This is a genomic window from Arthrobacter sp. NPDC093128 (assembly GCF_040683875.1).
Classification (GTDB): Bacteria; Actinomycetota; Actinomycetes; order Actinomycetales; family Micrococcaceae; genus Arthrobacter.
Genome location: NZ_JBFBEY010000001.1, coordinates 179,471 through 205,599 on the forward strand (window position 1 = coordinate 179,471; position 26,129 = coordinate 205,599).

The 26,129-nt window shown below is 66.1% G+C and carries 21 protein-coding genes; 12 read left to right on the forward strand and 9 right to left on the reverse strand.

The features are described from left to right. Positions 1-149: 149 nt before the first annotated feature. On the reverse strand, positions 150-1,295 hold the full coding sequence (locus AB0N24_RS00935; protein WP_364119180.1) for a hypothetical protein: 1,146 nt from the start codon (positions 1,293-1,295) through the stop codon (positions 150-152). Between the two features lie 250 nt (positions 1,296-1,545). On the opposite strand from AB0N24_RS00935, the gene AB0N24_RS00940 reads away from it, so the two are divergent. After that, complete coding sequence (locus AB0N24_RS00940) at positions 1,546-1,905, forward strand: hypothetical protein (RefSeq protein ID WP_364119183.1); 360 nt, start codon at positions 1,546-1,548, stop codon at positions 1,903-1,905. A 108-nt stretch (positions 1,906-2,013) separates the two neighbouring features. Here AB0N24_RS00940 and mscL read toward each other — a convergent pair whose 3' ends face one another. The 3 genes from mscL to coaA form a co-directional block, all read right to left on the reverse strand. After that, on the reverse strand, positions 2,014-2,412 hold the full coding sequence (mscL, locus tag AB0N24_RS00945) for a large conductance mechanosensitive channel protein MscL (RefSeq protein WP_364119186.1): 399 nt from the start codon (positions 2,410-2,412) through the stop codon (positions 2,014-2,016). Positions 2,413-2,501: 89 nt separating this feature from the next. Next, on the reverse strand, positions 2,502-3,419 hold the full coding sequence (locus AB0N24_RS00950) for a M15 family metallopeptidase (protein ID WP_364119189.1): 918 nt from the start codon (positions 3,417-3,419) through the stop codon (positions 2,502-2,504). A gap of 5 nt (positions 3,420-3,424) precedes the next feature. Then, positions 3,425-4,390 carry a type I pantothenate kinase gene (gene coaA, locus AB0N24_RS00955; protein ID WP_364119192.1) on the reverse strand — a complete coding sequence of 322 codons (966 nt, stop codon included), beginning with the start codon at positions 4,388-4,390 and terminating at the stop codon, positions 3,425-3,427. Positions 4,391-4,524: 134 nt separating this feature from the next. On the opposite strand from coaA, the gene glmS reads away from it, so the two are divergent. The 8 genes from glmS to AB0N24_RS00995 all read left to right on the forward strand — a co-directional run bounded on the left by glmS (position 4,525) and on the right by AB0N24_RS00995 (position 17,290). Next, complete coding sequence (gene glmS, locus AB0N24_RS00960; RefSeq protein WP_364119194.1) at positions 4,525-6,417, forward strand: glutamine--fructose-6-phosphate transaminase (isomerizing); 1,893 nt, start codon at positions 4,525-4,527, stop codon at positions 6,415-6,417. A 5-nt stretch (positions 6,418-6,422) separates the two neighbouring features. Beyond that, the gene (locus AB0N24_RS00965) at positions 6,423-6,770 is read left to right on the forward strand and encodes a holo-ACP synthase (RefSeq protein ID WP_011692749.1); all 348 of its coding nucleotides are present in this window, start codon (positions 6,423-6,425) and stop codon (positions 6,768-6,770) included. 54 nt (positions 6,771-6,824) lie between these two features. Next, positions 6,825-8,351, forward strand: a complete 1,527-nt coding sequence (locus tag AB0N24_RS00970; RefSeq protein ID WP_364119715.1) for an NAD(P)H-hydrate epimerase — start codon at positions 6,825-6,827, stop codon at positions 8,349-8,351. 88 nt (positions 8,352-8,439) lie between these two features. Further along, complete coding sequence (glgX, locus tag AB0N24_RS00975; protein WP_364119197.1) at positions 8,440-10,713, forward strand: glycogen debranching protein GlgX; 2,274 nt, start codon at positions 8,440-8,442, stop codon at positions 10,711-10,713. Further along, positions 10,710-13,103: a malto-oligosyltrehalose synthase gene (treY, locus tag AB0N24_RS00980; protein WP_364119200.1), complete on the forward strand. Its 2,394-nt coding sequence runs from the start codon at positions 10,710-10,712 to the stop codon at positions 13,101-13,103. The genes glgX and treY overlap by 4 nt, the downstream gene beginning before the upstream one ends. Beyond that, positions 13,100-14,854 (forward strand): malto-oligosyltrehalose trehalohydrolase, encoded by a 1,755-nt coding sequence (treZ, locus tag AB0N24_RS00985; protein WP_364119203.1) that lies wholly within the window; start codon positions 13,100-13,102, stop codon positions 14,852-14,854. The genes treY and treZ overlap by 4 nt, the downstream gene beginning before the upstream one ends. 112 nt (positions 14,855-14,966) lie before the next feature. Further along, the gene (gene mgrA, locus AB0N24_RS00990) at positions 14,967-16,004 is read left to right on the forward strand and encodes an L-glyceraldehyde 3-phosphate reductase (protein WP_364119206.1); all 1,038 of its coding nucleotides are present in this window, start codon (positions 14,967-14,969) and stop codon (positions 16,002-16,004) included. 200 nt (positions 16,005-16,204) lie between these two features. Beyond that, a complete protein-coding gene (locus tag AB0N24_RS00995; protein WP_104172081.1) occupies positions 16,205-17,290 on the forward strand; it encodes an inositol-3-phosphate synthase in 1,086 nt (361 codons plus the stop codon). Positions 17,291-17,401: 111 nt separating this feature from the next. Here AB0N24_RS00995 and AB0N24_RS01000 read toward each other — a convergent pair whose 3' ends face one another. Further along, complete coding sequence (locus tag AB0N24_RS01000) at positions 17,402-18,019, reverse strand: MerR family transcriptional regulator (protein WP_364119210.1); 618 nt, start codon at positions 18,017-18,019, stop codon at positions 17,402-17,404. Positions 18,020-18,119: 100 nt separating this feature from the next. Between AB0N24_RS01000 and AB0N24_RS01005 the strand changes: the two genes are divergently transcribed. Then, positions 18,120-18,629 carry a DUF2306 domain-containing protein gene (locus tag AB0N24_RS01005; RefSeq protein ID WP_364119213.1) on the forward strand — a complete coding sequence of 170 codons (510 nt, stop codon included), beginning with the start codon at positions 18,120-18,122 and terminating at the stop codon, positions 18,627-18,629. A gap of 45 nt (positions 18,630-18,674) precedes the next feature. Here AB0N24_RS01005 and AB0N24_RS01010 read toward each other — a convergent pair whose 3' ends face one another. From AB0N24_RS01010 to mshA, 3 genes are all read right to left on the reverse strand, one after another. Further along, a complete protein-coding gene (locus AB0N24_RS01010) occupies positions 18,675-19,634 on the reverse strand; it encodes a hypothetical protein (RefSeq protein ID WP_364119215.1) in 960 nt (319 codons plus the stop codon). 146 nt (positions 19,635-19,780) lie between these two features. Then, positions 19,781-21,478 (reverse strand): formate--tetrahydrofolate ligase, encoded by a 1,698-nt coding sequence (locus AB0N24_RS01015; protein WP_364119218.1) that lies wholly within the window; start codon positions 21,476-21,478, stop codon positions 19,781-19,783. Positions 21,479-21,543: 65 nt separating this feature from the next. Beyond that, a complete protein-coding gene (gene mshA / locus AB0N24_RS01020) occupies positions 21,544-22,809 on the reverse strand; it encodes a D-inositol-3-phosphate glycosyltransferase (protein WP_364119220.1) in 1,266 nt (421 codons plus the stop codon). A 121-nt stretch (positions 22,810-22,930) separates the two neighbouring features. Between mshA and AB0N24_RS01025 the strand changes: the two genes are divergently transcribed. Then, positions 22,931-23,467 carry a GNAT family N-acetyltransferase gene (locus tag AB0N24_RS01025; RefSeq protein ID WP_364119223.1) on the forward strand — a complete coding sequence of 179 codons (537 nt, stop codon included), beginning with the start codon at positions 22,931-22,933 and terminating at the stop codon, positions 23,465-23,467. Positions 23,468-23,497: 30 nt separating this feature from the next. Here the strand turns inward: AB0N24_RS01025 and AB0N24_RS01030 are convergent, their stop codons facing one another. Then, positions 23,498-24,931, reverse strand: coding sequence for a 6-phospho-beta-glucosidase (locus AB0N24_RS01030; protein ID WP_364119226.1), 1,434 nt, complete (start codon positions 24,929-24,931; stop codon positions 23,498-23,500). Positions 24,932-25,023: 92 nt separating this feature from the next. Between AB0N24_RS01030 and AB0N24_RS01035 the strand changes: the two genes are divergently transcribed. Beyond that, positions 25,024-26,115: a PfkB family carbohydrate kinase gene (locus tag AB0N24_RS01035; protein WP_214953876.1), complete on the forward strand. Its 1,092-nt coding sequence runs from the start codon at positions 25,024-25,026 to the stop codon at positions 26,113-26,115. Positions 26,116-26,129: the final 14 nt, after the last annotated feature.

Genomic DNA, 26,129 nt, shown 5'->3' on the forward strand with positions numbered 1-26,129 from the left:
TGTTTCCCGCGTAATTTTACCGGGGCATTACGACAGCGCGGCCTCCGGACACGTCGAAGGCTCGGACCGCATTGGTCTGGGCCTCCCGCGTTCATTGTGGCTCACGAGTCCAGCCGACGCGCCCGATCCGCGATCATTCCCGCGGCCTCCTATGCCGGACCATCCGCCACCAGCAGAAAATCTTTCTGAGAGATCGTGCGGAGGAGCGCTCCAACCGCGAAGCATTGGACCAAAGACGCAAGCCAAAGCGGCCAAAGGTATTGATTGCTAGAGAAATACAGGCAATAAACGGCAAGACCGGTTGAAGCAAATAGCAATGGAACGATGAACAGCTTCTTGTGTCCTATGAGAAGCAGAGACATAACTTCTGCGGCAAAGAAATAGCGATCGTGCATTTGGGGAAGCAACAGTGGGCAAACAGCCAGCACCGTAACGGTCAAAAGAACACGCCGGTCAGCGGAATCCGGCCCCCGCCAGTACGCGTAAGACGCCAACAAAAGTACAGCACCGCAGACCACGATCGCCGGCAGTCTGCCCTCGGTGGCGGAAGCTGTAGGGAACCAAGTATAGATGTTGGCGGCCCCAGCCACTAGGCGATTCTCTTGGGTCTGGTTGATATAGACACTTAAGGTGCTGGCTAGCGAACGGCCGAAAAGCACAGGAGGAGTGCTGAGTAGCACCCACACGCCAGCCGCCTGGAGAGGCAGCGCCAGGCTGTAGCGACTCCGGAAAGAAATGAGCACCAGGGCCGGCAGGAAAAAGATTGCCTGTAGCTTGAACGAGACCGCAACGGCCCACCACAGCCAGGAACCTCGGCCGTCATCCTTCAGGATGCTCCTCAGGGACAGCAGAAGGAACGACGTATAAATGGAATCGCATTGGCCCCACATGCTGGCGTTGAGCAGCACGGTTGGCAAGAAAAGTGTGAGCAGGGCTGCAGTTGTGGGTAGTAGCCTGGCAGGCCGGAGTTGCTGGACAACGGCTCCTACCGATAGGGCGAGGGCACAGTCCCCGACCAAGGAAACAAGCTTGATGGCGAACAGCGGTTCCAAGGGCAGCAAGCTCCCGAGGAACATCAAAAACAGGTAAGGAAAGTTGTAGTTGGAGAACTCTCCGCCTAAGGCAGCGGCACCGTTCTCCCGGAACTCCGACATCCATGGCAACAGGAAGAATGTGGCATCTTCGCTGGCGTATGGAAACAGCGCGAGTCGGGCTCCTAACGCGACAGCGCCAATGACCCACATAACGTAGACAGGGATTCGCCGTGTGGACGGGACAACGTCGGCTCGCTTCATGCTTGTGGATTCCCCCATTTCGCAATCATTGGGTGGTTGTGAATGCCGTGTCAATGGGACGGCACTGTGTGACCACGGGACCGGGCCGGGCCCAGGAAGCGGCCCGTTCGGTCACCCATACTCCCCCGCACGCGAACGAGGAAGTTCGCGGTGTGCTAGGAGAGCAGAATGAACTGTGGCATTGCTGCAAAGGTAACTGTCGAGCCTGACATCTTCGAGAAACAGGGCGAGAAATACGAGGAAGGTCTGGGTGACGGATGGGAACCTCTCCGGGTTTCTTGTCGTGTCCGATGCCCCGGAGAAGGCGGCCGAAGCGCTGCGAGCGGCCGCCGTCCGCTTTTGTACTGTGGATCAGAATGGCAAAGAATTGACTCGCGAAGAGATGACTGGGGAATGCCCCCAGTACATGCCCAACTACGTCTCGGACGTCCACTTGACCGATTTGGGTCCGATGATTTTGACTGACACCAAAGGTGAACTCCCGAAAGGCATGGGGGAGGGGATGCTTCGCATCCTTGTGGCAGAACTCCAAGCCCAGGAGATCGCGGCACTTGTGACCACTCCGCCTGTAGATTTTGCCTTGGAAGACGTGCCCCGAATAGTGCTTTAGCCTTAGCCGGGCAGATGCGCCCCTGGATCGCATATGAACGGCGGGGACGGCTGATAATCAGCCTGGCCGCATAGGAGTGTATCTGCGCCACCTCGTCAAATGTTTCGCCTACTCCGCCCGGCGGCTGCCGTTCCTGAGCTCGTCCCGGATTTCCGTGAGGAGTGCGATCTGGGGGTCTTCGGCGGCCTCTTCCTTGACTTCGGTACCAATACCGAGCCGGCGGTTGCGGCGTTCGATCATGTGGTTCATCGGCACGATGACCACGAAGTAGATGGCGGCGGCCACCAGCAGGAACGAAATGATGGAGGAGATGACGGACCCATACATGAATCCCTCCCACTGCATCTCTGCAATGCCCTTGGCACTGAACAGGCGGCCGATCAGCGGAGTCAGCAAGCCTTCAACGATAGAGGTCACGACGGCGCCGAAGGCGGCACCCATGACCACGGCGACGGCAAGGTCTACGACGTTGCCCTTCATGATGAAATTCTTGAATCCGGTCAACATAGCTCCCAAGCTAGTGCAGCCCCGTAAACATGGTGTGACACCCAGGTAATCTCGCGGGGTGTGTCGCGGGTCACGCTAGGTCAGGCGCCCTACAAATACCCCGGTGCCGCTTCCAGCCCGAAGTACTCCTCCAGTGTGGCGATTCCGCGGTTGGCCATGTCCGCCGCGGCCTCCACCCCGATGAAGCGCAGGTGCCAGGACTCGTAGTAGTAGCCCGTTGTCTCGTGGAACATCCACGGGTACCGGACCACGAAGCCGAAGCGGTGCCCGTTGGCCTTGGCCCACACCGCGGCCGGCTGATCGGCGAAGCACGGCTGGAAGCCGCAGGCCCCGCCGCCGTCGCCGATGTCAAAGGACCAGCCGGTCTGGTGCTCCGAGAATCCCGGCCTGGCCGAGGCCGTGTCCGCCTCGGCCTGGCCCCGGGACGCAACATAGCTGTTGTACGTCGCCACCTGCGTGCCGTAGGAACGGTAGCCGCTGGCCAGCGTCATGGTCACGCCGTCCCGCGCGGCCGCGGCGAACAATTGTTCCGCGGCAATCGCCGTCGTGCTGTTCAGCTGTGCCGCTTCGCCGGAAACTGCCAGCGCAACGTTCGGCTGGACAAGGTCCGCCGGCACGTAATCGGCGGGGGAGAGCGGGCGGTGCTTGTTGACCACCAGCCACGGGCTGGCCGGATCCGTCAGGGAATGCTGCTTCGCCAGCCCCGCCGCAGGCGAGGTGGGCGTCGGCGCGGACGTGGTTGCCGGCGCGGGCGCCGCTACTGTCCCCGGTTCTGTGGCGGCAGCAGTGGACGTCTCCGGCCCTGCTGACGGCGTCGTTGACGCCGGCGAGGCGGGGGTTCCGGACGGGGAGGACGACGACGGCGGCTGGGTCCCGCCGTCGGGCGTGCACGCTGCCAGGGCAGTCAGCCCGGCGCCAAGCGCCAGAAGCTTGGCGACGGACCTCCTGCTCGGCACAGTCCCAACGCCCAAAGCCGGTCCCGCCGTTGCAGCACAGTTGTGGCACATGTGTGCTAGACCTTCCGCAGCAGCATGCGGCGGATGGAATGGTCTGCTTCCTTGGTGAGTACCAGCTGCGCCCGGCCACGCGTGGGGAGGACGTTGTCCTCCAGGTTGGGCTCGTTGATGCGTTTCCAGATGTCGCGGGCAGTGGTTTCGGCTTCGTCGTCGGACAGCGTCGCATAGCGGTGGAAGTAGGATTCCGGCTGGGCGAACGCGGTGGTGCGCAGCTTGCGGAAGCGGTCCACGTACCATTCCTCGATATAGGAAGTCTTCGCGTCTACGTAAATGGAGAAGTCGAAGAAGTCGCTCAGCGCCAAGCCCTGCTTGCCGTCTTGCCTGGGGCGGGCGGGAGCCAGGACGTTCAGGCCCTCCACGATCAGCACGTCCGGCCGGCGGACCACCACTTCCTTGCCGGGCACGATGTCGTACGTGACGTGGGAGTACCAGGGGGCACGCACCTCTTCCGCGCCGCCCTTGATCTCACTGACAAAGCGGAGGAGCGCGCGGCGGTCATAGGACTCCGGGAAACCCTTGCGCTCCAGCAGGTGCCGGCGCGTGAGCTCGGCCAACGGATACAGGAACCCGTCCGTGGTGATGAGCTCCACGTTGGGAGTGCCAGGCCAGCGGCGGAGCATCTCGCGGAGCACGCGGGCGATGGTGGACTTGCCCACGGCCACGGAGCCGGCCACGCCGATCACAAAGGGTGTGCGCTGCGTCTGTTCGCCAAGGAACGTGGTGGTGGCGGCGTGCAGCTGGCCGGCTGCCTCCACGTAGAGGTGAAGCAGCCGGGAGAGCGGCAGATAGACTTCGCGGACTTCCTTCATGTCCAGCGGATCGCCGAGCCCTCGGAGACGGAACACGTCCTCTTCATTCAGGGGCTGTTCCATCTGGGCTGCGAGCCGGGACCAGGTCTGCCTGTCCAGCTCCACGAACGGGGAGACTCCCTCTCCGTTCGCTTCATTGCGTTGCAAAGTCACCTAAGAGATTCTGCCCCGCGCGACGCTGAGAGCGAAATGGATGGCGCCCTAAGCGCGGTAAAGGACGGCTTGCGGCCCGTCAAGGAGGCCACGTTCGACGGCGGCGGCCCGCTCTGCCATATAAGCTTGCCTCTATGTGTGGAATCGTAGGATACGTAGGCCATTCGTCTGGCCGGGTAAATGTTGGCCACGGCGCGTTGGACGTTGTCCTTGAGGGACTCCGCCGTCTGGAGTACCGGGGATATGATTCCGCGGGCGTCGCCGTGGTGGCGGACGGGACCATTTCGTCCCGCAAGAAGTCCGGGAAACTGAGCAATCTGCTCACCGAACTGGAGGAGCGGCCGTTGCCGGATTCCGTCACCGGAATCGGCCACACCCGCTGGGCCACCCATGGCGGCCCGACCGACCAGAACGCGCACCCGCACCTGGCCGACGGCGGCAAGCTGGCCCTGATCCACAACGGCATCATCGAAAACTTCGCCGAGCTCAAGCTCGAGCTGCTCCAGGGCGGCGCCACGTTCGCGTCCGAGACGGACACCGAGGTGGCCGCCGTGCTCCTGGGCGACATCTTCCGGAACAAGCTGGGCGGCGACGCCTCCAACGGCGGCCTGACCAAGGCCATGCAGCTTGCCTGCCAGCGCCTGGAAGGCGCCTTTACCCTGCTGGCCGTGCACGCGGACCAGCCCGACGTCGTCGTCGCCGCCCGGCGCAACTCACCGCTCGTGGTGGGCCTGGGCGAGGGCGAGAACTTCCTCGGCTCGGACGTCTCCGGCTTCATCGACTACACCCGCCGCGCCGTGGAACTGGGCCAGGACCAGATCGTGACCATCACCGCGGACACCGTGGAAATCACCGACTTCTTCGGCGCCCCGGCCCAGGGCAAGGAATACCACGTTGACTGGGACCCGGCCTCTGCCGAAAAGGGCGGCTACCCGTCCTTCATGGAAAAGGAAATCCACGACCAGCCCGACGCCGTCGCCAACACCCTGCTGGGACGCTCGGACCTGGACGGCAAGCTGACCCTCGATGAAATGCGCATCGACCCCGAGCACCTGAAAAAGATCAACAAGATCATCGTGCTCGCCTGCGGCACCTCCGCGTACTCGGGCCAGGTGGCCAAGTACGCCATCGAGCACTGGTGCCGGATCGCCACCGAGGTGGAGCTCTCCCACGAGTTCCGCTACCGGGACCCGATCGTGGACGAGAACACACTGATTGTGTCCATCTCCCAGTCCGGCGAGACCATGGACACCCTGATGGCCGTCCGGTACGCCAAGGAACAGGGCGCCAAGACCCTCTCCATCTGCAACACCAACGGCTCCACCATCCCGCGTGAATCCGACGCCGTGCTGTACACCCACGCCGGTCCGGAGATCGCCGTCGCGTCCACCAAGGCTTTCCTGGCCCAGATCACCGCCGCCTACCTGCTGGGCCTGTATTTGGCACAACTGCGCGGCAACAAGTTCCAGGGCGAGATCAAGGACATCCTGGCCGACCTCGCCAAGGTCCCGGCGAAGATCCAGCAGGTCCTGGACCACGCGGACGAGATCAAGGAACTGGCCCGGTCCATGAAGGACGCAAAGTCCGTGCTGTTCCTGGGCCGCCACGTCGGCTTCCCGGTGGCCATGGAAGGTGCGCTCAAGCTCAAGGAACTGGCCTACATCCACGCCGAGGGCTTTGCCGCCGGCGAGCTCAAGCACGGCCCCATCGCCCTGATCGAGGAGGGCCAGCCGGTGTTCGTGGTGGTTCCCTCTCCGCGCGGCCGGAACTCGCTGCACGCCAAGGTGGTCTCCAACATCCAGGAGGTCCGGGCCCGCGGCGCGAAGACCATCGTCATCGCTGAGGAAGGCGACGAAGCGGTCAAGGCCTACGCCGAGCACGTCTTCTACATCCCGGAGACCCCCACGCTCCTGGCACCCCTGCTGGCCACCGTGCCGCTGCAGATCTTCGCCCTCGAACTCGCCACGGCCAAGGGGTACGACGTGGACCAGCCACGCAACCTGGCCAAGAGCGTGACCGTAGAATAAGCCGCATGATTGTTGGCATTGGCGTAGACGTCGTAGACATTGAACGGTTCGGCAGGCAGCTCGAACGGACCCCCGGGCTCCGCGACAGGCTGTTCGTCCCGGCCGAGCGTGAGCTGAACACGCGCTCCCTGGCCGCGCGCTTTGCGGCCAAGGAAGCTGTGGCGAAGGTCCTGGGCGCTCCCGCCGGGATGAACTGGCAGGACTGCTGGATCGGACTGGACCAGAACGGCCCCACCATCCAGGTCAAAGGCACCGTGCTGGCCGTCGCCGAGTCCAAGGGCGTCAAGCGCTGGCACCTGTCGATGAGCCACGACGGCGGTATCGCCACGGCGACCGTCCTCGCGGAGGGCTGACGCGGCCTTTCACCTGACAGCCCCGCCGTGGACCCAGCACCGATTGGACTGAACATGATCAGCGCCTACACCGGAACCCAAATACGGGAGGCCGAACAGCGCTTTGTCCAGGCAAGCCTGGGCGCTGGCACGGGCGCTGTCCTTATGCAGCGGGCCGCCTACGGGCTGGCCAACGCCGTGGTGCGGGAACTCGCCGTGCGCGGCATCCGCCGCTACGGGGCGAGTGTTGCGGTCCTGGCGGGCAAGGGCAACAACGGCGGAGACGGGCTGTTCGCCGCCGCTTTCCTGGCCGGCCGCGGAATGCGTACGACGGCGGTGCTCACGGCAGGGGAGGCCCACCCGGAAGGCCTTGCCGCCTTTGAGCGGGCCGGCGGCCGCGTCCTGACGCTCACCGACCACAACGCCGGTGAGCTGGCAGCGGCGACCGCCCGTGCCGACGTCGTGATTGACGCGGTGCTTGGGACCGACGCACGGGGCGGACTGCGCGGGGCAGCAGCGTCCCTCATTGGGAAGCTGCGGACCGCGAACCACGGCTTCGTGGTGGCCTGCGATATTCCCAGCGGTGTGGACGCCGACACCGGCGAGGCCCATGACCCGGTCCTTCCCGCGGACGTCACGGTGACCTTCGGTGCCGCAAAAGTTGGGCTGCTTTCCGATCCCGGTGCGGACTATTCCGGGCGGGTGCTGGTCATCCCCATCGGCATCGAAGAGCGGCTCCCGTGGCCGGCGCTGCGGCGGCTCGAAGCCGGGGACCTGGGCGCCCTGCTGCCCCGGCCGGCCAGGCGCGCGCACAAATACTCCCGCGGGGTGCTCGGCGTTGTTGCGGGCTCAGCCACGTATCCCGGCGCAGCCGTGCTTGCCTGCCGGGGGGCACTGGCCGCGGGTGTGGGCATGGTGCGCTACCTCGGACCGCCGGAAGTCGCTGACCTGGTCCGCCAGGCCTGCCCGGAAGTGGTCTGCGGCACCGGGACCGTGGCTGATGCCCACGTCCAGGCCTGGCTGGTGGGTTGCGGCCTGGATGAGGCCGATGAGCAGCAGCTGCAGCGTGCGCGTGACGCCGCCGATTCGGGCCTGCCGACCATTGCCGACGCCGGCGCCTTGCCGGCACTTCCCGATGTGCTGGCCCCGCAGGTTGTCCTGACACCCCACGCGGGCGAACTGGCAGCCCTACTGGGGCGCCTTGGACAGGAGCTGGACCGGTCCGCCGTTGAGGCCGCCACGCTTGCCGCCGTGCGCCAGGCCGCGGGGCTGACCGAGGCCACGATCCTGTTGAAGGGTGCCACCACGCTGGTGGCTTCGCCTTTCCAGGACTTCTACAGCCAGGCGGACGGCACACCCTGGCTTGCCACAGCCGGCAGCGGGGACGTCCTGGCCGGAATCATCGGTGCGCTGATGGCGCAACTGGGTTCCGACGTCGGACGCTTCACTGCGCGTGGCATCGATCCGGACGAGCGCTGGGCGGCCATCGGCGCCATGGCAGCAAGCCTGCACGGCAGGGCCGGAACCCTTGCTTCCGCCGGCGGTCCCGTGACCGCAGGCGCGATCGCCAACCACGTGCCCGAGGTGATGCGGACGCTGTAACCATAGGGCGCATAGCGCAGGAGCCATAATAGTAATCCTACTTACTAGTAGTCTGTCTAAGATTTGTTCGTTCGCACGAGGAGTACACATGGAAGTCTGGCCCGGATCGGCATACCCGCTAGGAGCCACCTTTAACGGCACTGGCACGAACTTTGCGCTGTTCAGCGAGAGGGCGGAAAAGGTTGAACTGTGCCTCTTCGATGACGAAGGTGCGGAGACCCGCATCGAGGTCCTCGAAGTAGACGGCTACGTATGGCACTGCTATCTGCCCCACATCCAGCCGGGACAGAAATACGGGTACCGCGTCCACGGACCGTACGACCCCGACTCCGGGAACCGGTTCAACCCGAACAAACTTTTGATGGACCCGTATGCGAAGGCTGTGCACGGCAAGATCGACTGGGACCCGGCGCTGTTCTCCTACAACATGGGTGATCCCGATTCCCGCAACGATGCCGACTCCGCCCCGCACATGATGATGGGCGTGGTGATCAACCCGTTCTTCGACTGGGACGGCGACCACCTGCCCCGCATCCCATACCACAAGTCCGTGATCTACGAGGCCCACGTCAAAGGCCTGACCCAGCTGCACCCCGAGGTTCCGGAGGACCAGCGCGGCACCTACGCCGGCGTTGCCCACCCCTCGGTCATCGCCCACCTGCAGAAGCTGGGCGTCACCGCGATCGAGCTCATGCCCGTGCACCAGTTCGTCAATGACGGCATCCTGGAAGACAAGGGCCTGAACAACTACTGGGGCTACAACACCATCGGCTTCTTCGCCCCGCACAACAGCTACAGCTCCACCGGTGACACCGGTCAGCAGGTGCAGGACTTCAAGGCCATGGTCCGCTCGCTGCACCAGGCAGGCATCGAAGTGATCCTCGACGTCGTCTACAACCACACCGCCGAAGGCAACCACCTGGGCCCCACGCTGTCCTTCAAGGGCATCGACAACGCCGCCTACTACCGGCTCATGGACGGCGACGAAAAGCACTACATGGACTACACGGGCACCGGCAATTCGCTCAATGTCCGGCACCCCCACTCCCTGCAGCTGCTCATGGATTCCCTGCGCTACTGGGTCACCGAAATGCACGTGGACGGCTTCCGGTTCGACCTCGCCTCCACCCTGGCCCGTGAGTTCTACGACGTTGACAAGCTGTCCACCTTCTTCGAACTCATCCAGCAGGACCCGGTGGTTTCCCAGGTCAAGCTGATCGCCGAGCCGTGGGACGTGGGCCCCGGCGGCTACCAGGTGGGCAACTTCCCGCCGCAGTGGACGGAATGGAACGGAAAGTACCGCGACACAGTCCGCGACTTCTGGCGGGGAGAACCGTCCACCTTGGGCGAATTCGCCTCCAGGATCACCGGCTCCGCCGACCTCTACGAGCACTCCGGCCGCCGGCCGGTCGCCTCGATCAACTTCGTCACCGCCCACGACGGGTTCACCCTGTCTGACCTGGTGTCCTACAACGAGAAGCACAACGAGGCCAACGGCGAGGGCAACAACGACGGCGAATCGCACAACCGTTCCTGGAACTGCGGCGCCGAAGGCCCCACCGACGACCCCAAGGTCCTCGGGCTCCGCGCCCGGCAGCAGCGCAACTTCATCGCCTCACTGCTGCTCTCGCAGGGTGTGCCCATGCTGCTTCACGGCGACGAACTGGGCCGCACCCAGCAGGGCAACAACAACGGCTACTGCCAGGACTCCGAACTGACCTGGATCAACTGGGACAACGTGGACCAGCCGCTCATCGAGTTCACGGCCGCCGTCAACGCACTCCGGCACAGGCACCCCACGTTCCGCCGCAGCAAATTCTTCGACGGCAGGCCGGTGCTCCGCGGCGAGGGAGAGAGGCTTCCGGACATCGAATGGCTGGACGTTGACGGTTCCACGATGAAGCCCGATGACTGGGACAGCGGCCTGGGCCGGTCCATCGGCGTATTCCTCAACGGTGATGGAATCCAAGGCCTGGACGAGCGGGGCCGGCGGATCACCGACGTCAACTTCGTGCTGTACTTCAATGCGAACGTCGAAGAAGTGAAGTTCACCCTGCCATCCGACGAACACGCCCCGGCCTGGGACGTTATCATCGACACCGCGGGGCACAATGCCGATACCGACCCGGTTGCGGCTGGCGGTGTCCTGGCCGTGGACGCCAAGTCGCTCGTTGTGCTCCGCGCACACAGCACGCCCGAAGTCGAACCCGACCACTCTGTGGCTGCCTCGCTCGCGGCGTTGTCGCAGACCACCACCAGCGACGCGGCATCGCTGACCAGCCCGGTGGTCCCGGACAGGGCAACCTCGGCCAAGGTCATGAAGTCGAAGCCAAAGCCGAAGCCGAAAAAGTCGAAGTCATGAAGACGCCCGTTTCCACTTACCGGCTCCAGATCCGCCCTTCGTTCACGCTCCAGGACGCTGCCGCCACGGTGCCCTACCTGAAGTCGCTGGGCGTGGACTGGATCTACCTTTCGCCGATTCTGACGGCGGAAAAGGGATCCGACCACGGCTACGACGTCACCGACCCGTCCACGGTCGACCCCGACCGCGGCGGCCCGGAAGGGCTGAAGGCGGTGTCCCGGGCAGCCCGGGACGCCGGCATGGGCGTGCTCGTGGACATTGTGCCCAACCATGTGGGGGTGGCGTCGCCCTACCAGAACCCCTGGTGGTGGTCCCTCCTCAAGGAAGGCAAACAGTCCCGTTACGCCGAAGCGTTCGACGTCGACTGGGACTTCGCCGGCGGCCGCGTACGGCTGCCTGTGCTGGGCAGCGATGACGACCTCGACAAGCTGGAAATCCGCGACGGTGAACTCCGCTACTACGACCACCGGTTCCCGCTGGCGGACGGCAGCTACTCCGAAGGGGATGACCCGCGCGACGTCCACGCCCGCCAGAACTACGAACTCGTAGGCTGGCGCCGTGCGGACAACGAGCTCAACTACCGCCGCTTTTTCGCCGTCAATACGCTGGCCGGCGTCCGGGTGGAAGTTCCCCGGGTGTTCGACGAGGCGCACGAGGAAGTGGTGCGCTGGTTCCGCGAGGGGCTGGCGGACGGTCTCCGGATCGACCACCCGGACGGGCTGGCGGACCCTGAGGGCTACCTCCGGCGGCTCCGCGAAGCGACCGGCGGCAGCTACTTGCTGATCGAGAAGATCCTCGAACCCGGGGAGGAACTTCCCGCCTCGTTCGAATGCGAAGGGACCACCGGCTACGACGCACTGGCGGACGTGGACCGGCTCTTCGTCGACGCCGAGGCGCAGACGGCCCTGGACCAGCTCGACGGAAGGCTCCGGGGCGGCGAGCCCGCCGACTACGAAGAGATGATCCGCGCGACCAAACGCAGGATCACCGACGGCATCCTGCACTCGGAGATCCTGCGGCTGGGACGGCTGATTCCGGCGGGCGCCGAGCTTGCCGGGACGGCAGTGAATACCGAACTGGCTGCCGATGCGATCTCAGAGATCATCGCTGCCTTTCCGGTGTACCGGACCTACCTTCCGTTCGGGGAGGACGTCCTGAAGGAGGCCTGCAGCCTGGCTGCGCGGAACCGGCCCGACCTGGCACAGGCGGTGGAACTGCTGCAGCCGCTGCTGCTGGACTCCGGTTCGGCGCTGGCGCAGCGGTTCCAGCAGACGTCAGGCATGGTGATGGCCAAAGGGGTGGAGGACACCGCCTTCTTCCGCTACACCCGTCTGGGGACCCTGACCGAGGTGGGCGCCGATCCCACCGAGTTCGCCCTCGCTCCGGCGGAATTCCACCGCCGGATGCAACGGCGCGAAGCCGAACTTCCGCTGTCCATGACAACGCTGAGCACGCACGACACCAAACGCAGCGAGGACACACGCGCCCGGATTTCGGTGATTTCCGAGTTCGTCGCGGAGTGGGACAAGGTACTGACCAGGCTGCAGGAACTGTCCCCGCTGCCTGACGGGCCGCTCTCCAGCCTGCTGTGGCAGGCCATCGCCGGTGCCTGGCCCGCCTCCCGGGAACGCCTGCAGCAGTACGCCACCAAGGCAGCCCGCGAGGCCGGGAATTCGACCGACTGGCTTGACCCGGACGAAGCGTTCGAGCAGAAGCTGGCCGCCGCCGTCGACTCGGTCTTCGATAACCCGGAGGTCCGCGCGGAACTGGAGTCCTTCGTGGCCCTCCTGGAGCCATACGGCGCGGCGAACGCGCTGTCCGCGAAACTGGTGCAGCTGACCATGCCCGGGGTGCCGGACGTCTACCAGGGCACCGAGTTCTGGGACCGTTCCCTCACTGATCCGGACAACCGGCGCACCGTCGACTTTGCCGCGAGGCAACGGGCACTGGCGGCACTCGACGCCGGCGAGCGTCCGGCGTCGTACCAGGATGACGCCGCCAAGCTGCTGGTGGCCTCGCGGGCGCTCCGGCTCCGGCGCGACCGGCCGGAACTCTTCACCGGCTACGCGGCAGTGCCCGCGGCCGGCCCGGCAGCGGAGCACCTGGTGGCCTTCAGCCGCGGAACGGGTTCCGCTGGCGCGGAAACCGCCACCGTACCCGCCTCGGCCGGTGCCGTCACGCTGGCCACCCGGCTGCCGCGCCGGCTGGAACAGGCCGGCGGCTGGCAGGACACCACCGTTACCCTGCCTGCCGCAATGACCGACGAACTCACAGGAAACAGCTTCGGGCCCGGGCAGGTGTCCGTCGCGGACGTCCTGGCCAGGTACCCCGTTGCCCTGCTCGTTCCTGCCACCTCTGCCACTTCCGAACGATCGGAGAACGACGGATGACGACGACTGCAAGCGCAACACAACGCTTCGATATCTGGGCACCCGACGTCAGCGCCATCACCCTGCTGGCGGGCGGCTCCGAATATCCGATGCGCCAACGCGGCGGGGGCTGGTGGACAGCTCCGGCTGCCCCCGCCGACGGCGACGTCGATTACGGCTACCTGCCGGGGACCGACACCACTCCGTTGCCGGATCCCCGGTCGCGGCGGCAGCCGGCAGGCGTCCACTCCCTGTCCCGCACCTTTGACCCGTCCGCTCATGAATGGGCCGACGGGAACTGGCCGGGCCGGGAGCTGCAGGGCGCCGTCATCTACGAGCTGCACATCGGCACCTTCACCCCCGAGGGCACCCTTGAGGCCGCGGCCGGAAAGCTGGGCTACCTCAAGGAGCTCGGCGTCGACTTTGTGGAACTGCTGCCCGTCAACGGCTTCAACGGCACCCACAACTGGGGCTACGACGGCGTCCTCTGGTACACCGTCCATGAGGGCTACGGCGGACCTGCCGCCTACCAGCGCTTCGTGGACGCCGCGCACGCCGCGGGTTTGGGCGTCATCCAGGACGTGGTGTACAACCACCTCGGCCCCAGCGGCAACTATCTGCCGCGCTTCGGGCCCTACCTGAAGTCGGGGGAGGGGAACACCTGGGGCGACTCGGTCAACCTGGACGGAGGCGGGTCCGACGAGGTCCGCCGCTACATCCTCGACAACGCGGCCATGTGGCTTCGCGACTACCACGTGGACGGGCTGCGGATCGACGCCGTGCACGCCTTCAAGGACGAGCGCGCCGTCCATCTCCTGGAGGACTTCGGTGCCCTCGGCGATGCCGTGTCCGCCGAAACCGGCCGACCGGTCAGCATGATCGCCGAGTCGGACCTCAACAACCCCCGCCTGCTGTACCCCCGGGACGTCAACGGGTACGGTCTGGAAGGGCAGTGGAGCGACGACTTCCACCACGCCGTCCACGTGAACATCAGCGGGGAGACGGAGGGTTACTACAGCGACTTCGACTCGCTGGGCGCCCTGGCCAAGGTCCTGCGCACCGGCTTCTTCCACGACGGCAGCTACTCCAGCTTCCGCGGCCGGCACCATGGACGGCCCATCAACACCGGGCTGGTGCATCCTGCCGCACTGGTGGTGTGCAGCCAGAACCACGACCAGATCGGCAACCGCGCCACCGGCGACAGGCTGTCCCAGTCGCTGTCCTACGGGCAGCTGGCCCTGGCGGCGGTCCTCACGCTGACGTCCCCGTTCACCCCCATGCTCTTTATGGGGGAGGAGTACGGCGCCACCACGCCCTGGCAGTTCTTCACCTCCCACCCGGAGCCTGAGCTGGGCAAGGCGACGGCGGAAGGCCGCATCAAGGAGTTCGAGCGCATGGGGTGGGATCCCGCCGTCGTGCCCGACCCGCAGGACCCGGAAACCTTCCGGCGTTCAAAACTGAACTGGGACGAGGCCGCGGAGGGCGACCATGCCCGCCTCCTGGACCTCTACCGCTCGCTGACCGCGCTGCGGCGCAGCACTCCGGAACTGGCAGGCCTGGGGTTCACGGACACCGCGGTGGACTACAGCGAAGAGGAGGGCTGGCTCCGGTTCCGGCGCGGAGACGTGCACGTGGTGCTGAACTTCTCGGAGCAGGCGGCCAAGCTCGACGACGCCGGAGGAACCTTGCTGGTCTCCACCGATGAGGCAACACGGCCGGATGGCGCTTCGCTACTGCTGGCGCCCTGGAGCGCGGCCATTCTGCGGGCCTAGCCGCCGGTTTTGTTTGCGTCACCTGTTACGCCGCGGGCTGTTTGTGTCTGCCCGCGGCGTAACAACGGACTTGTTGGCTGTAGCCTGCGTCACAGCTGGCAGGATAGATAGTATGACTTATTCGGCAGCGGACAACCGCTATGAATCCATGCCCTACCGCCGCGTCGGACGCAGCGGCCTGAAACTTCCGGCCATCTCCCTTGGGCTCTGGCACAACTTCGGCGACGACAAGCGGTTTGATGAGCAGCGCGCCATCCTCCGCCGCGCCTTCGACCTGGGCGTCACGCACTTCGACCTTGCCAACAACTACGGCCCGCCGGACGGCTCCGCCGAAACCAACTTCGGCCGCCACCTGCAGGACGACTTCAAGCCGTACCGTGACGAGCTCGTCATCTCCACCAAGGCCGGCTACTACATGTGGCCCGGCCCGTACGGCGAGTGGGGCTCCCGCAAGTCCCTGATCTCCAGCCTGGACCAGTCCCTGCAGCGCATGGGCCTGGACTACGTGGACATCTTCTACAGCCACCGCCCGGATCCGGAGACGCCCATGGAGGAAACCATGGGGGCACTGGACTATGCCGTGCGTTCAGGCAAGGCGCTGTACGCGGGCATCTCCTCCTACACGCCCGAGCAGACCGTCCAGGCAGCCCGGATCCTGAAGGAACTCGGCACCCCGCTGCTCATCCACCAGCCCAGCTATTCCATGCTGAACCGCTGGACCGAGAACGGGACGCCGAACCTGTATGAGGCGCTCGAAGAGGTGGGCGCCGGTTCCATCGCGTTCTCCCCGCTGGCGCAGGGCATGCTGACGGACCGCTACCTGAACGGCATCCCGGCCGATTCACGTGCAGCGAAGGAACGGTTCCTGTCCGAATCGGCACTGACCGAGGACAAGCTGGACCGGGTCCGCGGACTCAACAAAATCGCCATGGACCGCGGGCAGTCGCTGGCACAGATGGCCATCGCCTGGATCCTCCGCGACCAGCCCAGGGGCACACCCGTCACGTCCGCACTGGTGGGGGCGTCCAGCGTCACGCAGTTGGAAGACACGCTGTCCGCCATCAACAACCTGGCGTTCTCGCAGGAGGAGCTGACGGCGATCGACGAGTTCGCCGTCGAATCCGATATCAACCTCTGGGCGCAGAAGTAGCCAACGCGTAGCAGGGCGCGCGTAAAACAGCGCGCGTAACAGAACTGTCCCTGACGGATGGCCGGGGCCGGGAACATCTCCGGCCCCGGCGGTGTTAGTTAGAATGCAAGGGCGCCCCATGGCGCTGTGCCCATCAGCCGCCGCCGCACATCAGAGTGCGGCCGCGCCGGGTACGTGAAGTTTGTTCTCAAAGGAGTTCCGTGTCTTCAAATCCGATTCGTGTTGCCATTGTCGGTGTGGGTAACTGCGCCGCATCCCTGGTCCAGGGTGTCCATTACTACCGGGATGCCGACCCCCAGGCAACGATTCCCGGTCTGATGCACGTGGAGTTCGGCAAGTACCACGTCAACGATGTCCAGTTCGTTGCAGCCTTCGATGTCGACGGCAAGAAGGTCGGCGTTGACCTGGCCGACGCCATCCTGGCCAGCGAAAACAACACCATCAAAATTGCCGACGTTCCGCCCACCGGTGTCACCGTCCAGCGTGGCCACACCCTGGACGGCCTCGGCAAGTACTACCTCGAAACCATCGAGCAGTCCCCGGCAGAGCCGGTCGACGTTGTCCAGGCCCTCAAGGACGCCAAGGTTGACGTTATGGTCTGCTACCTGCCCGTCGGGTCGCAGGAAGCCGCCGAGTTCTACGCCCAGGCCGCTATCGACGCCGGTGTGGCCTTCGTCAACGCCCTGCCGGTCTTCATCGCGGGCACCAAGGCGTGGGCGGACAAGTTCACCGCCGCCGGCGTGCCGATCGTGGGCGACGACATCAAGAGCCAGATCGGTGCCACCATCACGCACCGCGTCATGGCCAAGCTCTTCGAAGACCGCGGCGTCACGCTGGACCGCACGTACCAGCTCAACGTCGGCGGCAACATGGACTTCAAGAACATGCTGGAACGCGACCGCCTCGAGTCCAAGAAGATCTCCAAGACCCAGGCCGTCACCTCCAACGTCGAAGCCGAACTGGCCGCCAAGGACGTCCACATCGGCCCGTCCGACTACGTCCAGTGGCTCGACGACCGCAAGTGGGCCTTCGTCCGCCTCGAAGGCCGCAACTTCGGCGACGCGCCGGTGTCGCTCGAATACAAGCTGGAGGTATGGGACTCACCCAACTCCGCCGGCGTGATCATCGACGCCATCCGCGCCGCCAAGATCGGCCTGGACCGCGGCATCGGCGGCCCGCTGCTCTCCGCTTCCAGCTACTTCATGAAGTCCCCGCCGGAGCAGTTCAACGACGACCTCGCCCGTGACAAGGTTGAGGCCTTCATCCGCGGAGACCTGGAGCGCTGAGCCCTCTTCCACGACGCTCTCTCACATCCTGCACGAATTCCTGGGACGCTCTCTCACTTTCTGCGGGATTTCGCACGACGCTCTCTCACTTTGGTGGGGGAGCGTTGTGGCTTAAGCGCCGTGTTCGTAGCGCCGGATGGCGTGGCTGGCCTGGGCCAGGGCGAGGAGCTTCAGCAGCAGCTGGCTGTGCATGTGCATGCCCACGGCCGCGGTGAGAATCAGTTGGTCGACGCTCTCCGGAGCGGTCGTGGCAGCAATATCCAGCCCGGCGACGTCATCCATGGCCTTGCTGTAGGTGTCCAGGAGTTCGCCGGACACCGTGATGTTGAGGCTTTCCATCAGTTCCAGATGGGCGTTCAAAGCGTTTCGGGCGTCGCTTGGGTAATTGGGCCAGTTCCGGAGACGCACGACGGCGTCAGCCACCGGTGTGGGGACGTCGCCGCTGGTGGCGCTTTCGAGGTGAAGCACCACGTGCTGAACCGCCGCCAGGAGCGCAAGGCGCGGGGCGCCGTCGTCGGCCATTTTGAGGAGGCCGCGGATCTGCTCGATGTTCAGCCCGACTATCCGGCGGAGGGCCTGGATCAATTTCAGACGCTCGACGTGCCTGGCGGAATACTCCGCGCGGGTTGCGTGGACGGTCCCGCCGGCCGGCAACAGGCCCTCGCGCAGGTAGTACTTGATGCTGGCGGCCGATACTCCCGATTGCCCGCTTAGCTCCTTGAGCTGCACGCTGCCCTCTTTTCCGCAGAGGTCCGGATCCGTTGGATAGCGGATCCGGCGCCAACTATCCTGATGTACATGCCTTGGATAGTGGCTCTATCCTAAAACTATGGAGCACTGGAATGTACTGCTTGTCAGCCACGTGATCGCCGCACTGTTCGTGCTCGCGATCGGCCCCTTCCAAATCCTTCGCCGACGCCGTGACCGCATCCACCGCACCATGGGTTACCTGTGGGTTGCAGCCATGTACTACGTCTGCTTCAGCAGTTTCTGGATCGTGACGGCCGGGCATTTCACCTGGCTGCACGGGCTGTCCGCCTTCACCATCGTGACGGTCACACTTGGCCTTGTCAGCGCCATCCGCCGCAACATCCCGTCGCACCTGGGGAACATGATCGGCAGCTACATCGGCATAGCCGTGGCGTTCGTCTTTGCCGTTGCCGTGCCGGGCCGGGCCATTCCGCAGCTCCTCGCCGAGGATCCGGCCACCGCGGCATACGTCGCCGGACTGGTGGCGCTCAGCGTTGTGGTGGTGTTCGTTTCGCTCAAGCGTGGCGGCCGCACGGTCGCATCGGGCGGTTCAAAGGACCAGACGCTCTCTCACTTTCTGCGTGTTTAGGGCCGACCCTCTCTCACTTTTGGTGGGTTTTGGCGGGACGCTCTCTCACCCCGCGTCGGCGAAGCCGGATGACTGGGGATGATCCAGCCACGCCGTGCGCAGCGTCCGCTTGATCTTCCCGATGGCACGTTGGAAGCCGTCAGCGTGATCGCCCTTGTCGAATATCAGGACTGTCCAACCTGCCGATTCGAACGCCTTGTTTCTCCGCCTGTCACTAAGGGATTGGGCGTCAAGAAGGTGATGCTCGCCGTCGTACTGGATGGCGATCCGCCGGTGACGGTAACCGAGATCGGCGCTCGGGGACATGGCGTCAGTGTCCCGCAATGCCAGCTGGAGATCCGGTTCAGGCAGGCCGGCATCGGCCATCGCCAAGCGGAGCAGAGATTCGGGCGCGGAGTCCGCCCCGACGCGCATCAGGTCCAGGGCTTCCCTGGCGCGGACAATGCCCTGCAGGTTTGGATGGCGGCCGACCAGGGACCGGAGCCCGTCCAAGGTGTCGTAGGGCTGCGTCCGGCCCTCGAAGTCCACTCGCGGAATGCGGATGAGCTGATCGCCCATGCATACGAGGTCACGTATCGACAGCTGCCGCGCCAGGTCCAGCCACGTCCGCGATCGGGTGCTGACGCGGATGCCGTCGATCGATTCAACCTCATCGTCGCGGGCAAAAAGCGTATGGCCAACTACGCCCTTGCGGCGCACCGAGGGTAGGGACCTGGGCTTGCTCAGATGGAGCTCCGTCGAGTCCGCCAGCCAGGGCGGCAACAGCTGGCATCGAAGCCGTGCTGCGGTGACGTGTGAGATCCAGGCGCCGGGCGATGCGGCAGATAGCGCCCGTGCCGCGCCTTCCAGTTCAAAGCTCCAGTCCGAGGGACGGTAGAGTCCGCGTCCAACATGGACCACGTCTTTTCGCCGCAGCCGGTCCGTGGAGACTCCTGAGGATCGCGCCGAATCCAAGGTGAACGGAGCAGTCGCCAGCAGCCCGGGCAGATCGTTGCACTTTTCCATGCTGGCATTGTGACCCGAAACTCGATGACGCCGCAGAAGATATCCACAGGCAGCTCTTGGGCGCACCGGAAGTGAGAGAGCGTCGGGGAAAAGGGTGCAGGAAGTGAGAGAGCGTCGGGGAAAGGCGGCAGGAAGTGAGAGAGCGTCTAGAAGAGGCCCACGGGCCTGCCGGCGTCGTCCACGTCCATCCGCATGGCCGCGGGAACCTTGGGCAGGCCGGGCATTGTCATCACCGCGCCCGTCAGCGCGACGATGAACCCTGCGCCCGTCTTCGGGATGAGGTCGCGGACGTGGACCGTGAAGCCTTTGGGCGCGCCCAGTTTGGCGGCGTCGTCGCTGAATGAGTACTGCGTCTTGGCCATGCATACCGGCAAACCGGCCCAGCCGTTCTTCTCGATGTCGGCCAGGCGTTTGAGGGCAGGGACGGAGAAGTCCACGCCGTCGGCCCCGTAGATTTCCTGCACGATGGTCCGGATCTTGTCTTCCACAGAGAGTTCGAGCGGATACAGGTGGCGGAAGCTGTGCGGAGCGTCGAGTGCTGCGAGCACCTTGGCGGCGAGGTCGTCGCCGCCGTCCCCGCCGCCGCCGCGGCCCCAGACATCGGCCACAGCAGCCTGCACGCCCTCGCCGGCACACCACTCCAGTAGCCAGTCGAGCTCTTCCTGCGTGTCCGTGGCGAACTTGTTGACGGCCACCACCGGGGTGATCCCGAACTTCTCCACGTTGCGGATGTGCCGCCGGAGGTTGGCCACGCCGGTTGCAAGGGCCTCCACGTTGGGCTCCTTCAGCCGGTCCTTGGCCACCCCTCCGTGCATCTTCAGCGCCCGCACGGTGGCTACGAGCACGACGGCGGACGGTGCCACGTCCGCCACCCTCGCCTTGATGTCCATGAACTTTTCGGCCCCGAGGTCCGCGCCGAAACCGGCCTCGGTGACCACGATGTCCGCCAGCCGGCGGGCCGTCTGGGTGGCGACCAGCGAATTGCAGCCGTGCGCGATGTTGGCGAAGGGCCCGCCGTGCACCAGCGCCGGGGTGCCGGCGATGGTCTGCACGAGGTTGGGCTTGATGGCATCCCGGAGCAGCATGGTCAGCGCGCCCTGGACCCCCAGGTCGGCCACCGTCACGGGCTCACGGTCATAGGTGTAGCCGAAGGTGATGCGGCCAAGCCTGGCACGGAGGTCGGCAATGTCCGTGGCAAGGCAGAAGACCGCCATAATCTCGGACGCCGCGGTGATGTCGAAACTGTCCTGACGCGGAACGCCCTGGACAGGCCCGCCGAGACCGATCACCACTTCGCGGAGCGAGCGGTCGTTCATGTCCAGCACCCGCTTGAAGGTCATCCGGCGGGGATCGATGTTGAGTTCGTTGCCCTGGAAAATATGGTTGTCCACCAATGCCATGAGCGCGTTGTTCGCGGAGGTGATGGCGTGGAAGTCGCCGGTGAAATGCAGGTTGATCTCATCCATGGGCAGTACCTGGGAAAACCCTCCGCCAGCGGCGCCGCCCTTCATGCCGAGGATGGGACCCAGGGACGGCTCGCGCAGCGCAATCATCACCTTCTGCCCCGCCCGGGCCAGCGAATCCGCCAGGCCCACCGTTGTGGTGGATTTCCCTTCTCCTGCCGGCGTGGGGGACATGGCCGAGACGAGCACCACCCTGCCAGGCCGGCGGGCAGGCGCACCGGCCGGGTCCGTGAGCTTCGCCGGGTCGATCTTTGCCTTGTACCGGCCATAGAGTTCCAGGGCGTCGGCATTGATGCCCGCCGCGGCGGCGATCTCCCCGATGGGCCGCATGGTGGCCCGTTGGGCGATTTCGAGGTCACTCATGGCGTTGGTGTCAGACATCCTTGTCCTTCAGTTCGTGGCTTCAGGGAAAGCCGTTCGGGGGTTCCCGCCCGGCGCTACCCGGCTTAGGGCGTGTGGCCCACCGGAACTCTGTGACTATCAACGTACTGGTCGACGGCGGCGTGGTAGCTTTCCAGCGTGATGGCGGCGGTCCGCTGCCAGCCGAAGTTCTGGGCGTGCAGCGCTGCAGCCCGCCCCATGTCCTCGCGTGTGGCGGGATCGTCGTAGAGCGCCTCGAAGACATCCGCCCAGTCCGCGGCCTTGTGCCCGTCCACCAGCAGGCCGGTCCGTCCGTCGAAAATGGCCCTGGAGAGTCCGCCAACCCGGGTGGCAACCACGGGTGTCCCGCAGGCCTGGGCCTCCAGCGCCACCAGCCCGAAGGATTCGCTGTAGGACGGCATCACCACAACGTCGGCGGAGCGGAACCAGGCGGCCAGCTCCGGTGCGTTGACCGGCGGATGGTGGGTGACGACGTCGTCCATTCCGGCAGCGTGGATCAGCGACTTGAGGTCGAAGTCCTTGGCCCCGCTGAGGGCGCCGAGGATGGTCAGCTGGAGGTCGATCTCCGGACGGCGCGAGCGGAGCAGAGCGGCTGCCTGGATGAGGATCTGCGGGCCTTTGAGCCGCTGGATCCGGCCGGCGAACAGCAGATGGAATTTGCCGTTTGGCACTCCGAGCTGTGCCCGGGAACGGGTCCGGAACGCCGGGCTGAACACGGTCAGGTCCACGCCCGGGGGAGCAACGTCGATTTGGTCGAAGTCGGCGTTGTAGTGCGAGACGAGCTCGGCGGCCTCGGCCGGGGTGTTCGCGATCAGCCGCGCTGCGCCGTCCACAATCCGGTGTTCGCCGTCCTCCCGCCGCCGCGGTTCGGGCTTCTCGCCGGAGTGCAGGAGGAGGTTCTTGACCTTGGCCATCGTGTGCATCGTGTGCACCAGCGGCACGCCCCAGAGGTTGGAAAGCTCCAGGCCGGCCACCCCGGAAACCCAGTAATGCGAATGGATGACGTCGTAGCGGCCGTGCGGCTGACGCTGCCGGATGCGCTCAATCTCTGCCACCATGCTGTGCAGCAGTCCCGGAAGTTCCTCTTTGGGCAGCTTCCGCGGCGGGCCGGAGATCACGTTGTGGACGCACACGCCGGGGTCCGGGTGCTCGACGGCGGGTTGTTCCGAGGACGTTGACCGCGTGAAGATCTCCACTTCCACGCCGGTTGCGGCGAGCGCCGAGGCCAGCCCCCGCACGTAGACGTTCATGCCGCCGGCGTCACCGGAACCGGGCTGTTCCATGGGCGAGGTGTGCAGCGAAAGGAATGCGACACGGCGGATCAGAGTCACGGCTCTCCCTTCAACTGGCGGAACTGCATCCGATAAAACAGTACTCCTGTACCGACCCGTCCTTCACAGCGCCCGGCGTCCTGCGCTCAGCGTCCGCGGCCCTCCTGCTAACGTGGCGGTTGTGAGCGCAACCGCAGACGCAACCGCAGGGTCAAACAAGCACGCGGCTGGCATCGAAATCCGTCCCGCTACAGCCGCGGACTGGCCCGGCATGTGGGCCATCCTGGAACCCGTCATCAGGGCCGGCGACACCTTCACCTGGGACCGCGGCACCACGGAGGACGACGCCCGGGCCCGCTGGTTCAAGGACGCCCCCGGCCAGGCATTCGTGGCCGTCCGCGACGGTCAGGTGCTGGGGACGGGCGAACTGCATGCCAACCAGGGCGGGGGAGGCAGCCACGTTGCCAACGCCGGCTACATGGTCCACCCCGAGCACGGCGGCAAGGGGCTGGCCAGGGCGCTCTGCGCCTACTCGCTGGACGCGGCCCGGGCGGCAGGCTTCCGTGCCATGCAGTTCAACGCCGTGGTGGAGAGCAACGTCCGCGCGGTGGCCGCCTGGCAGGCCATGGGGTTCGAGGTCCTGGCCACCATCCCGGAGGCCTTCAACCACCCGACGCTGGGCTATGTGGGGCTGCACCTGATGTACCGGAAGCTGTAGGTACTGCGGGTCCAATCCGCACTGCGGCGCCTAATCCCCGCCGCGCCACAGCAGCCCGAGCGCCGGAAACGCCGCTTCGTAGCCGGCGAGCAGTTCGACGGCGAGCTTGTCCGAACCGATGAGCGGGTGGAGCGCGAAGGCCCGGACGGCGTCGTCACGGCGGCCGTGCGCCGCCGCAGACACCGTCAGCCGCTCCACCTCCTTGACCCGCTGCATGAGGGCAAGTTGCGCCTCGGCCGGCCGGTCCTGCGGCAGCGGCACCGCGCCGTCGGGGGTCACCACGCAGGGGACCTCGACGACGGCGTCCGCCGGCAGGCCCGGAACCGCACCGGCGTTGGGGGTGTTCAGGATGAGCTCGGCACCCCCGCCGGACACCCGGCCCGGTGCACCGCCGGCAGCCCCGCCGGAAGCGCCCCCGGACAGGGCACGCATCACGCCGAGGGCAACGCGTTCGTACCCGCCGCCGGCGAGGTCGTCCTCGTCCCGCTGTTCGCCGCTGGCACGCGCCTCGGCCAGGTAGCCTTCCTCGCGGGACCGGCGGCCAGCGTCCCAGAGGTCATAGGCCCGCGGACCGGCCGCGGCAAGCGCCGGGTACAGCCCGGACTGCTGCTCGTGGATCGACTCGCCCCGGGTCTGCGCCATGGCGCGGATGGCACCGACGGCCCGCCCCGTGTCGTAGTAGTAGTACAGGTACTCGTTGGGCAGGCAGCCCAGGGACTGGAGGAAAGGCTGCGGAAAGAGCCGGCCCTCCTCGAAACCGGACAGGGCCTGCGCGTCCGCCAGTAACCCGGGCAGCAGGTCCTTACCGCCTGACTCCAGCCGGTACAGCCAGCCCAGGTGGTTGAGCCCGTAGTAGCCCACGCCGTCGAGCTTTCCCTCGGGCAGCGGAGCGCCCGCCGCGCGGGCCGCCCGGTGGACCAGGGCTCCCGCCGAATCGCAGATGCCGATCACCCTGGTGCCCAGCACGGGGACCAGCGCCTCCGTCACCATTCCGGCCGGGTTGGTGAAGTTGACCAGCCAGGCCTCCGGGCAGCGCCGCTTCATCTCACGGGCCAGCTCCAGCATCCCGGGAATGGACCGCAGGGCGTAGGAGATTCCGCCGGCGCCCGTGGTTTCCTGGCCCAGGAGGCCCAAGCCGAGGGCCACGCGTTCGTCGGCGATCCGGCCCGCGGTTCCGCCGGGGCGGATGGCCGCGAACACCATGTCCGTGCCGTCGAGCCCGTCTGCCAGGGACGTGGTTGTCCTGACGGCGGGGCCGGGCCCGGCAGCGCCTGAACCGGCCGCGCCGGCGCCGGCAGCGCCAGCACCGATCGACGACAGCACGGCCTTGATCGCGGCGAGCCGCAGGGGGTCGACGTCGAACAGGACAAGCTCGCGCACCAGCCCCGCGAAGGGGCCGGAGGAGAGCGCCCGGTATACGAGCGGGACCCGGAACCCGCCGCCACCGGCAATCATGAGCCGCATAACACGCAGTCTATTCCGGGCAGGCCGCGCGGGCCCGGTCCCGTCCGGCGCGGCACTTTGCAGGGCAAGCGCGAGGGCGTAGTGTGCCGAACATGGACGCGATACCAGGGCGCCGGTTCGACCCTCTCTCCCACGTCCGCACGCCAACGGACGGAAGCTTCGATCTGCTCCTGACCGGGACGGTTTTCCAGGACATCATCTTCACCGGGCTGCCCCACGCGCCGGAGCCGGGCACGGAGATCTGGAGCGAGGGCATGGGCAGCTGCCCGGGCGGGGTGGCCAACCAGGCCATCGCCGCCGCGCGCCTGGGGTTGCGGACCGGGCTCGCGGCTGCCTTCGGTGACGACGGTTACGGCGACTACAACTGGAAGATCCTGGCTGCACAGGAACATGTTGACCTGTCCCTCTCCAAACGTGTCCCCGGCTGGCACTCGCCGGTGACGGTATCCCTCAGCGTCCAGCACGACCGCTCCATGGTGACGCACGGGCACCCTGCCCCGGTCACCTCGTCGGAGCTGATCGGGGAGCCGCCTGCGGCGCTCGCCGCCGTCGCGGACCTGGACGAGGAACTCGCCCCGTGGGCCGTCGCCGCCCACAGCGCCGGGGTCAAGCTTTTCGGCGACGTCGGCTGGGACGCCACCGGCAAATGGTCCTCCACCCGGCTGGACAACCTGCAGTATTTCCATGCCTTTATGCCCAACCAGCGCGAGGCCATGGCCTTCACCGGCAGGGACACGCCGTGGGCGGCACTGTATGCGCTCGCCGACCGGGTTCCCGTGGCGGTGGTGACCCTGGGACCGCAGGGCGCCATGGCCGTGGACTCCGAAACGGGGGAGGAGGAATGGGTGCCGTCGCTGCCCGTCTCGGCCTATGACCCCACCGGGGCCGGGGACTGCTTCGGCGCGGCGTTCATCGTGGGCAGCCTGGCGCGCTGGCCGCTGGCGGACCGGCTCCGGTTCGCGAACCTGTGCGCGTCCCTGGCGGTCCAGGAAGTGGGCGGTTCCCTTGCCGCGCCAGGCTGGGGCGACATCGCCGACTGGTGGAAGCGGGCCAACGCAAGGCCTGAACGGCAAAGCAGCCAGTGGCTGCGGCGCTTCAGCTTCCTGGAGGAGATCGTGCGCGATGTACCCCCGCAGGCGCTGCGCCGGGCCACTGCCACAATCGCCCACCTCTCCGACGCCTAGGCCAATTAAGCCGC

Bases quoted from the DNA above. Each gene is read 5' to 3' on its own strand.
- AB0N24_RS00935 (WP_364119180.1), bottom strand. From the start codon at position 1,295: ATGAAGCGAGCCGACGTTGTCCCGTCCACACGGCGAATCCCTGTCTAC.
- mscL (WP_364119186.1), bottom strand. From the start codon at position 2,412: ATGTTGACCGGATTCAAGAATTTCATCATGAAGGGCAACGTCGTAGAC.
- AB0N24_RS00950 (WP_364119189.1), bottom strand. From the start codon at position 3,419: ATGTGCCACAACTGTGCTGCAACGGCGGGACCGGCTTTGGGCGTTGGG.
- glmS (WP_364119194.1), top strand. From the start codon at position 4,525: ATGTGTGGAATCGTAGGATACGTAGGCCATTCGTCTGGCCGGGTAAAT.
- AB0N24_RS00965 (WP_011692749.1), top strand. From the start codon at position 6,423: ATGATTGTTGGCATTGGCGTAGACGTCGTAGACATTGAACGGTTCGGC.
- AB0N24_RS00970 (WP_364119715.1), top strand. From the start codon at position 6,825: ATGATCAGCGCCTACACCGGAACCCAAATACGGGAGGCCGAACAGCGC.
- glgX (WP_364119197.1), top strand. From the start codon at position 8,440: ATGGAAGTCTGGCCCGGATCGGCATACCCGCTAGGAGCCACCTTTAAC.
- treY (WP_364119200.1), top strand. From the start codon at position 10,710: ATGAAGACGCCCGTTTCCACTTACCGGCTCCAGATCCGCCCTTCGTTC.
- treZ (WP_364119203.1), top strand. From the start codon at position 13,100: ATGACGACGACTGCAAGCGCAACACAACGCTTCGATATCTGGGCACCC.
- mgrA (WP_364119206.1), top strand. From the start codon at position 14,967: ATGACTTATTCGGCAGCGGACAACCGCTATGAATCCATGCCCTACCGC.
- AB0N24_RS01005 (WP_364119213.1), top strand. From the start codon at position 18,120: ATGGAGCACTGGAATGTACTGCTTGTCAGCCACGTGATCGCCGCACTG.
- AB0N24_RS01010 (WP_364119215.1), bottom strand. From the start codon at position 19,634: ATGGAAAAGTGCAACGATCTGCCCGGGCTGCTGGCGACTGCTCCGTTC.
- AB0N24_RS01015 (WP_364119218.1), bottom strand. From the start codon at position 21,478: ATGTCTGACACCAACGCCATGAGTGACCTCGAAATCGCCCAACGGGCC.
- AB0N24_RS01030 (WP_364119226.1), bottom strand. From the start codon at position 24,931: ATGCGGCTCATGATTGCCGGTGGCGGCGGGTTCCGGGTCCCGCTCGTA.
- AB0N24_RS01035 (WP_214953876.1), top strand. From the start codon at position 25,024: ATGGACGCGATACCAGGGCGCCGGTTCGACCCTCTCTCCCACGTCCGC.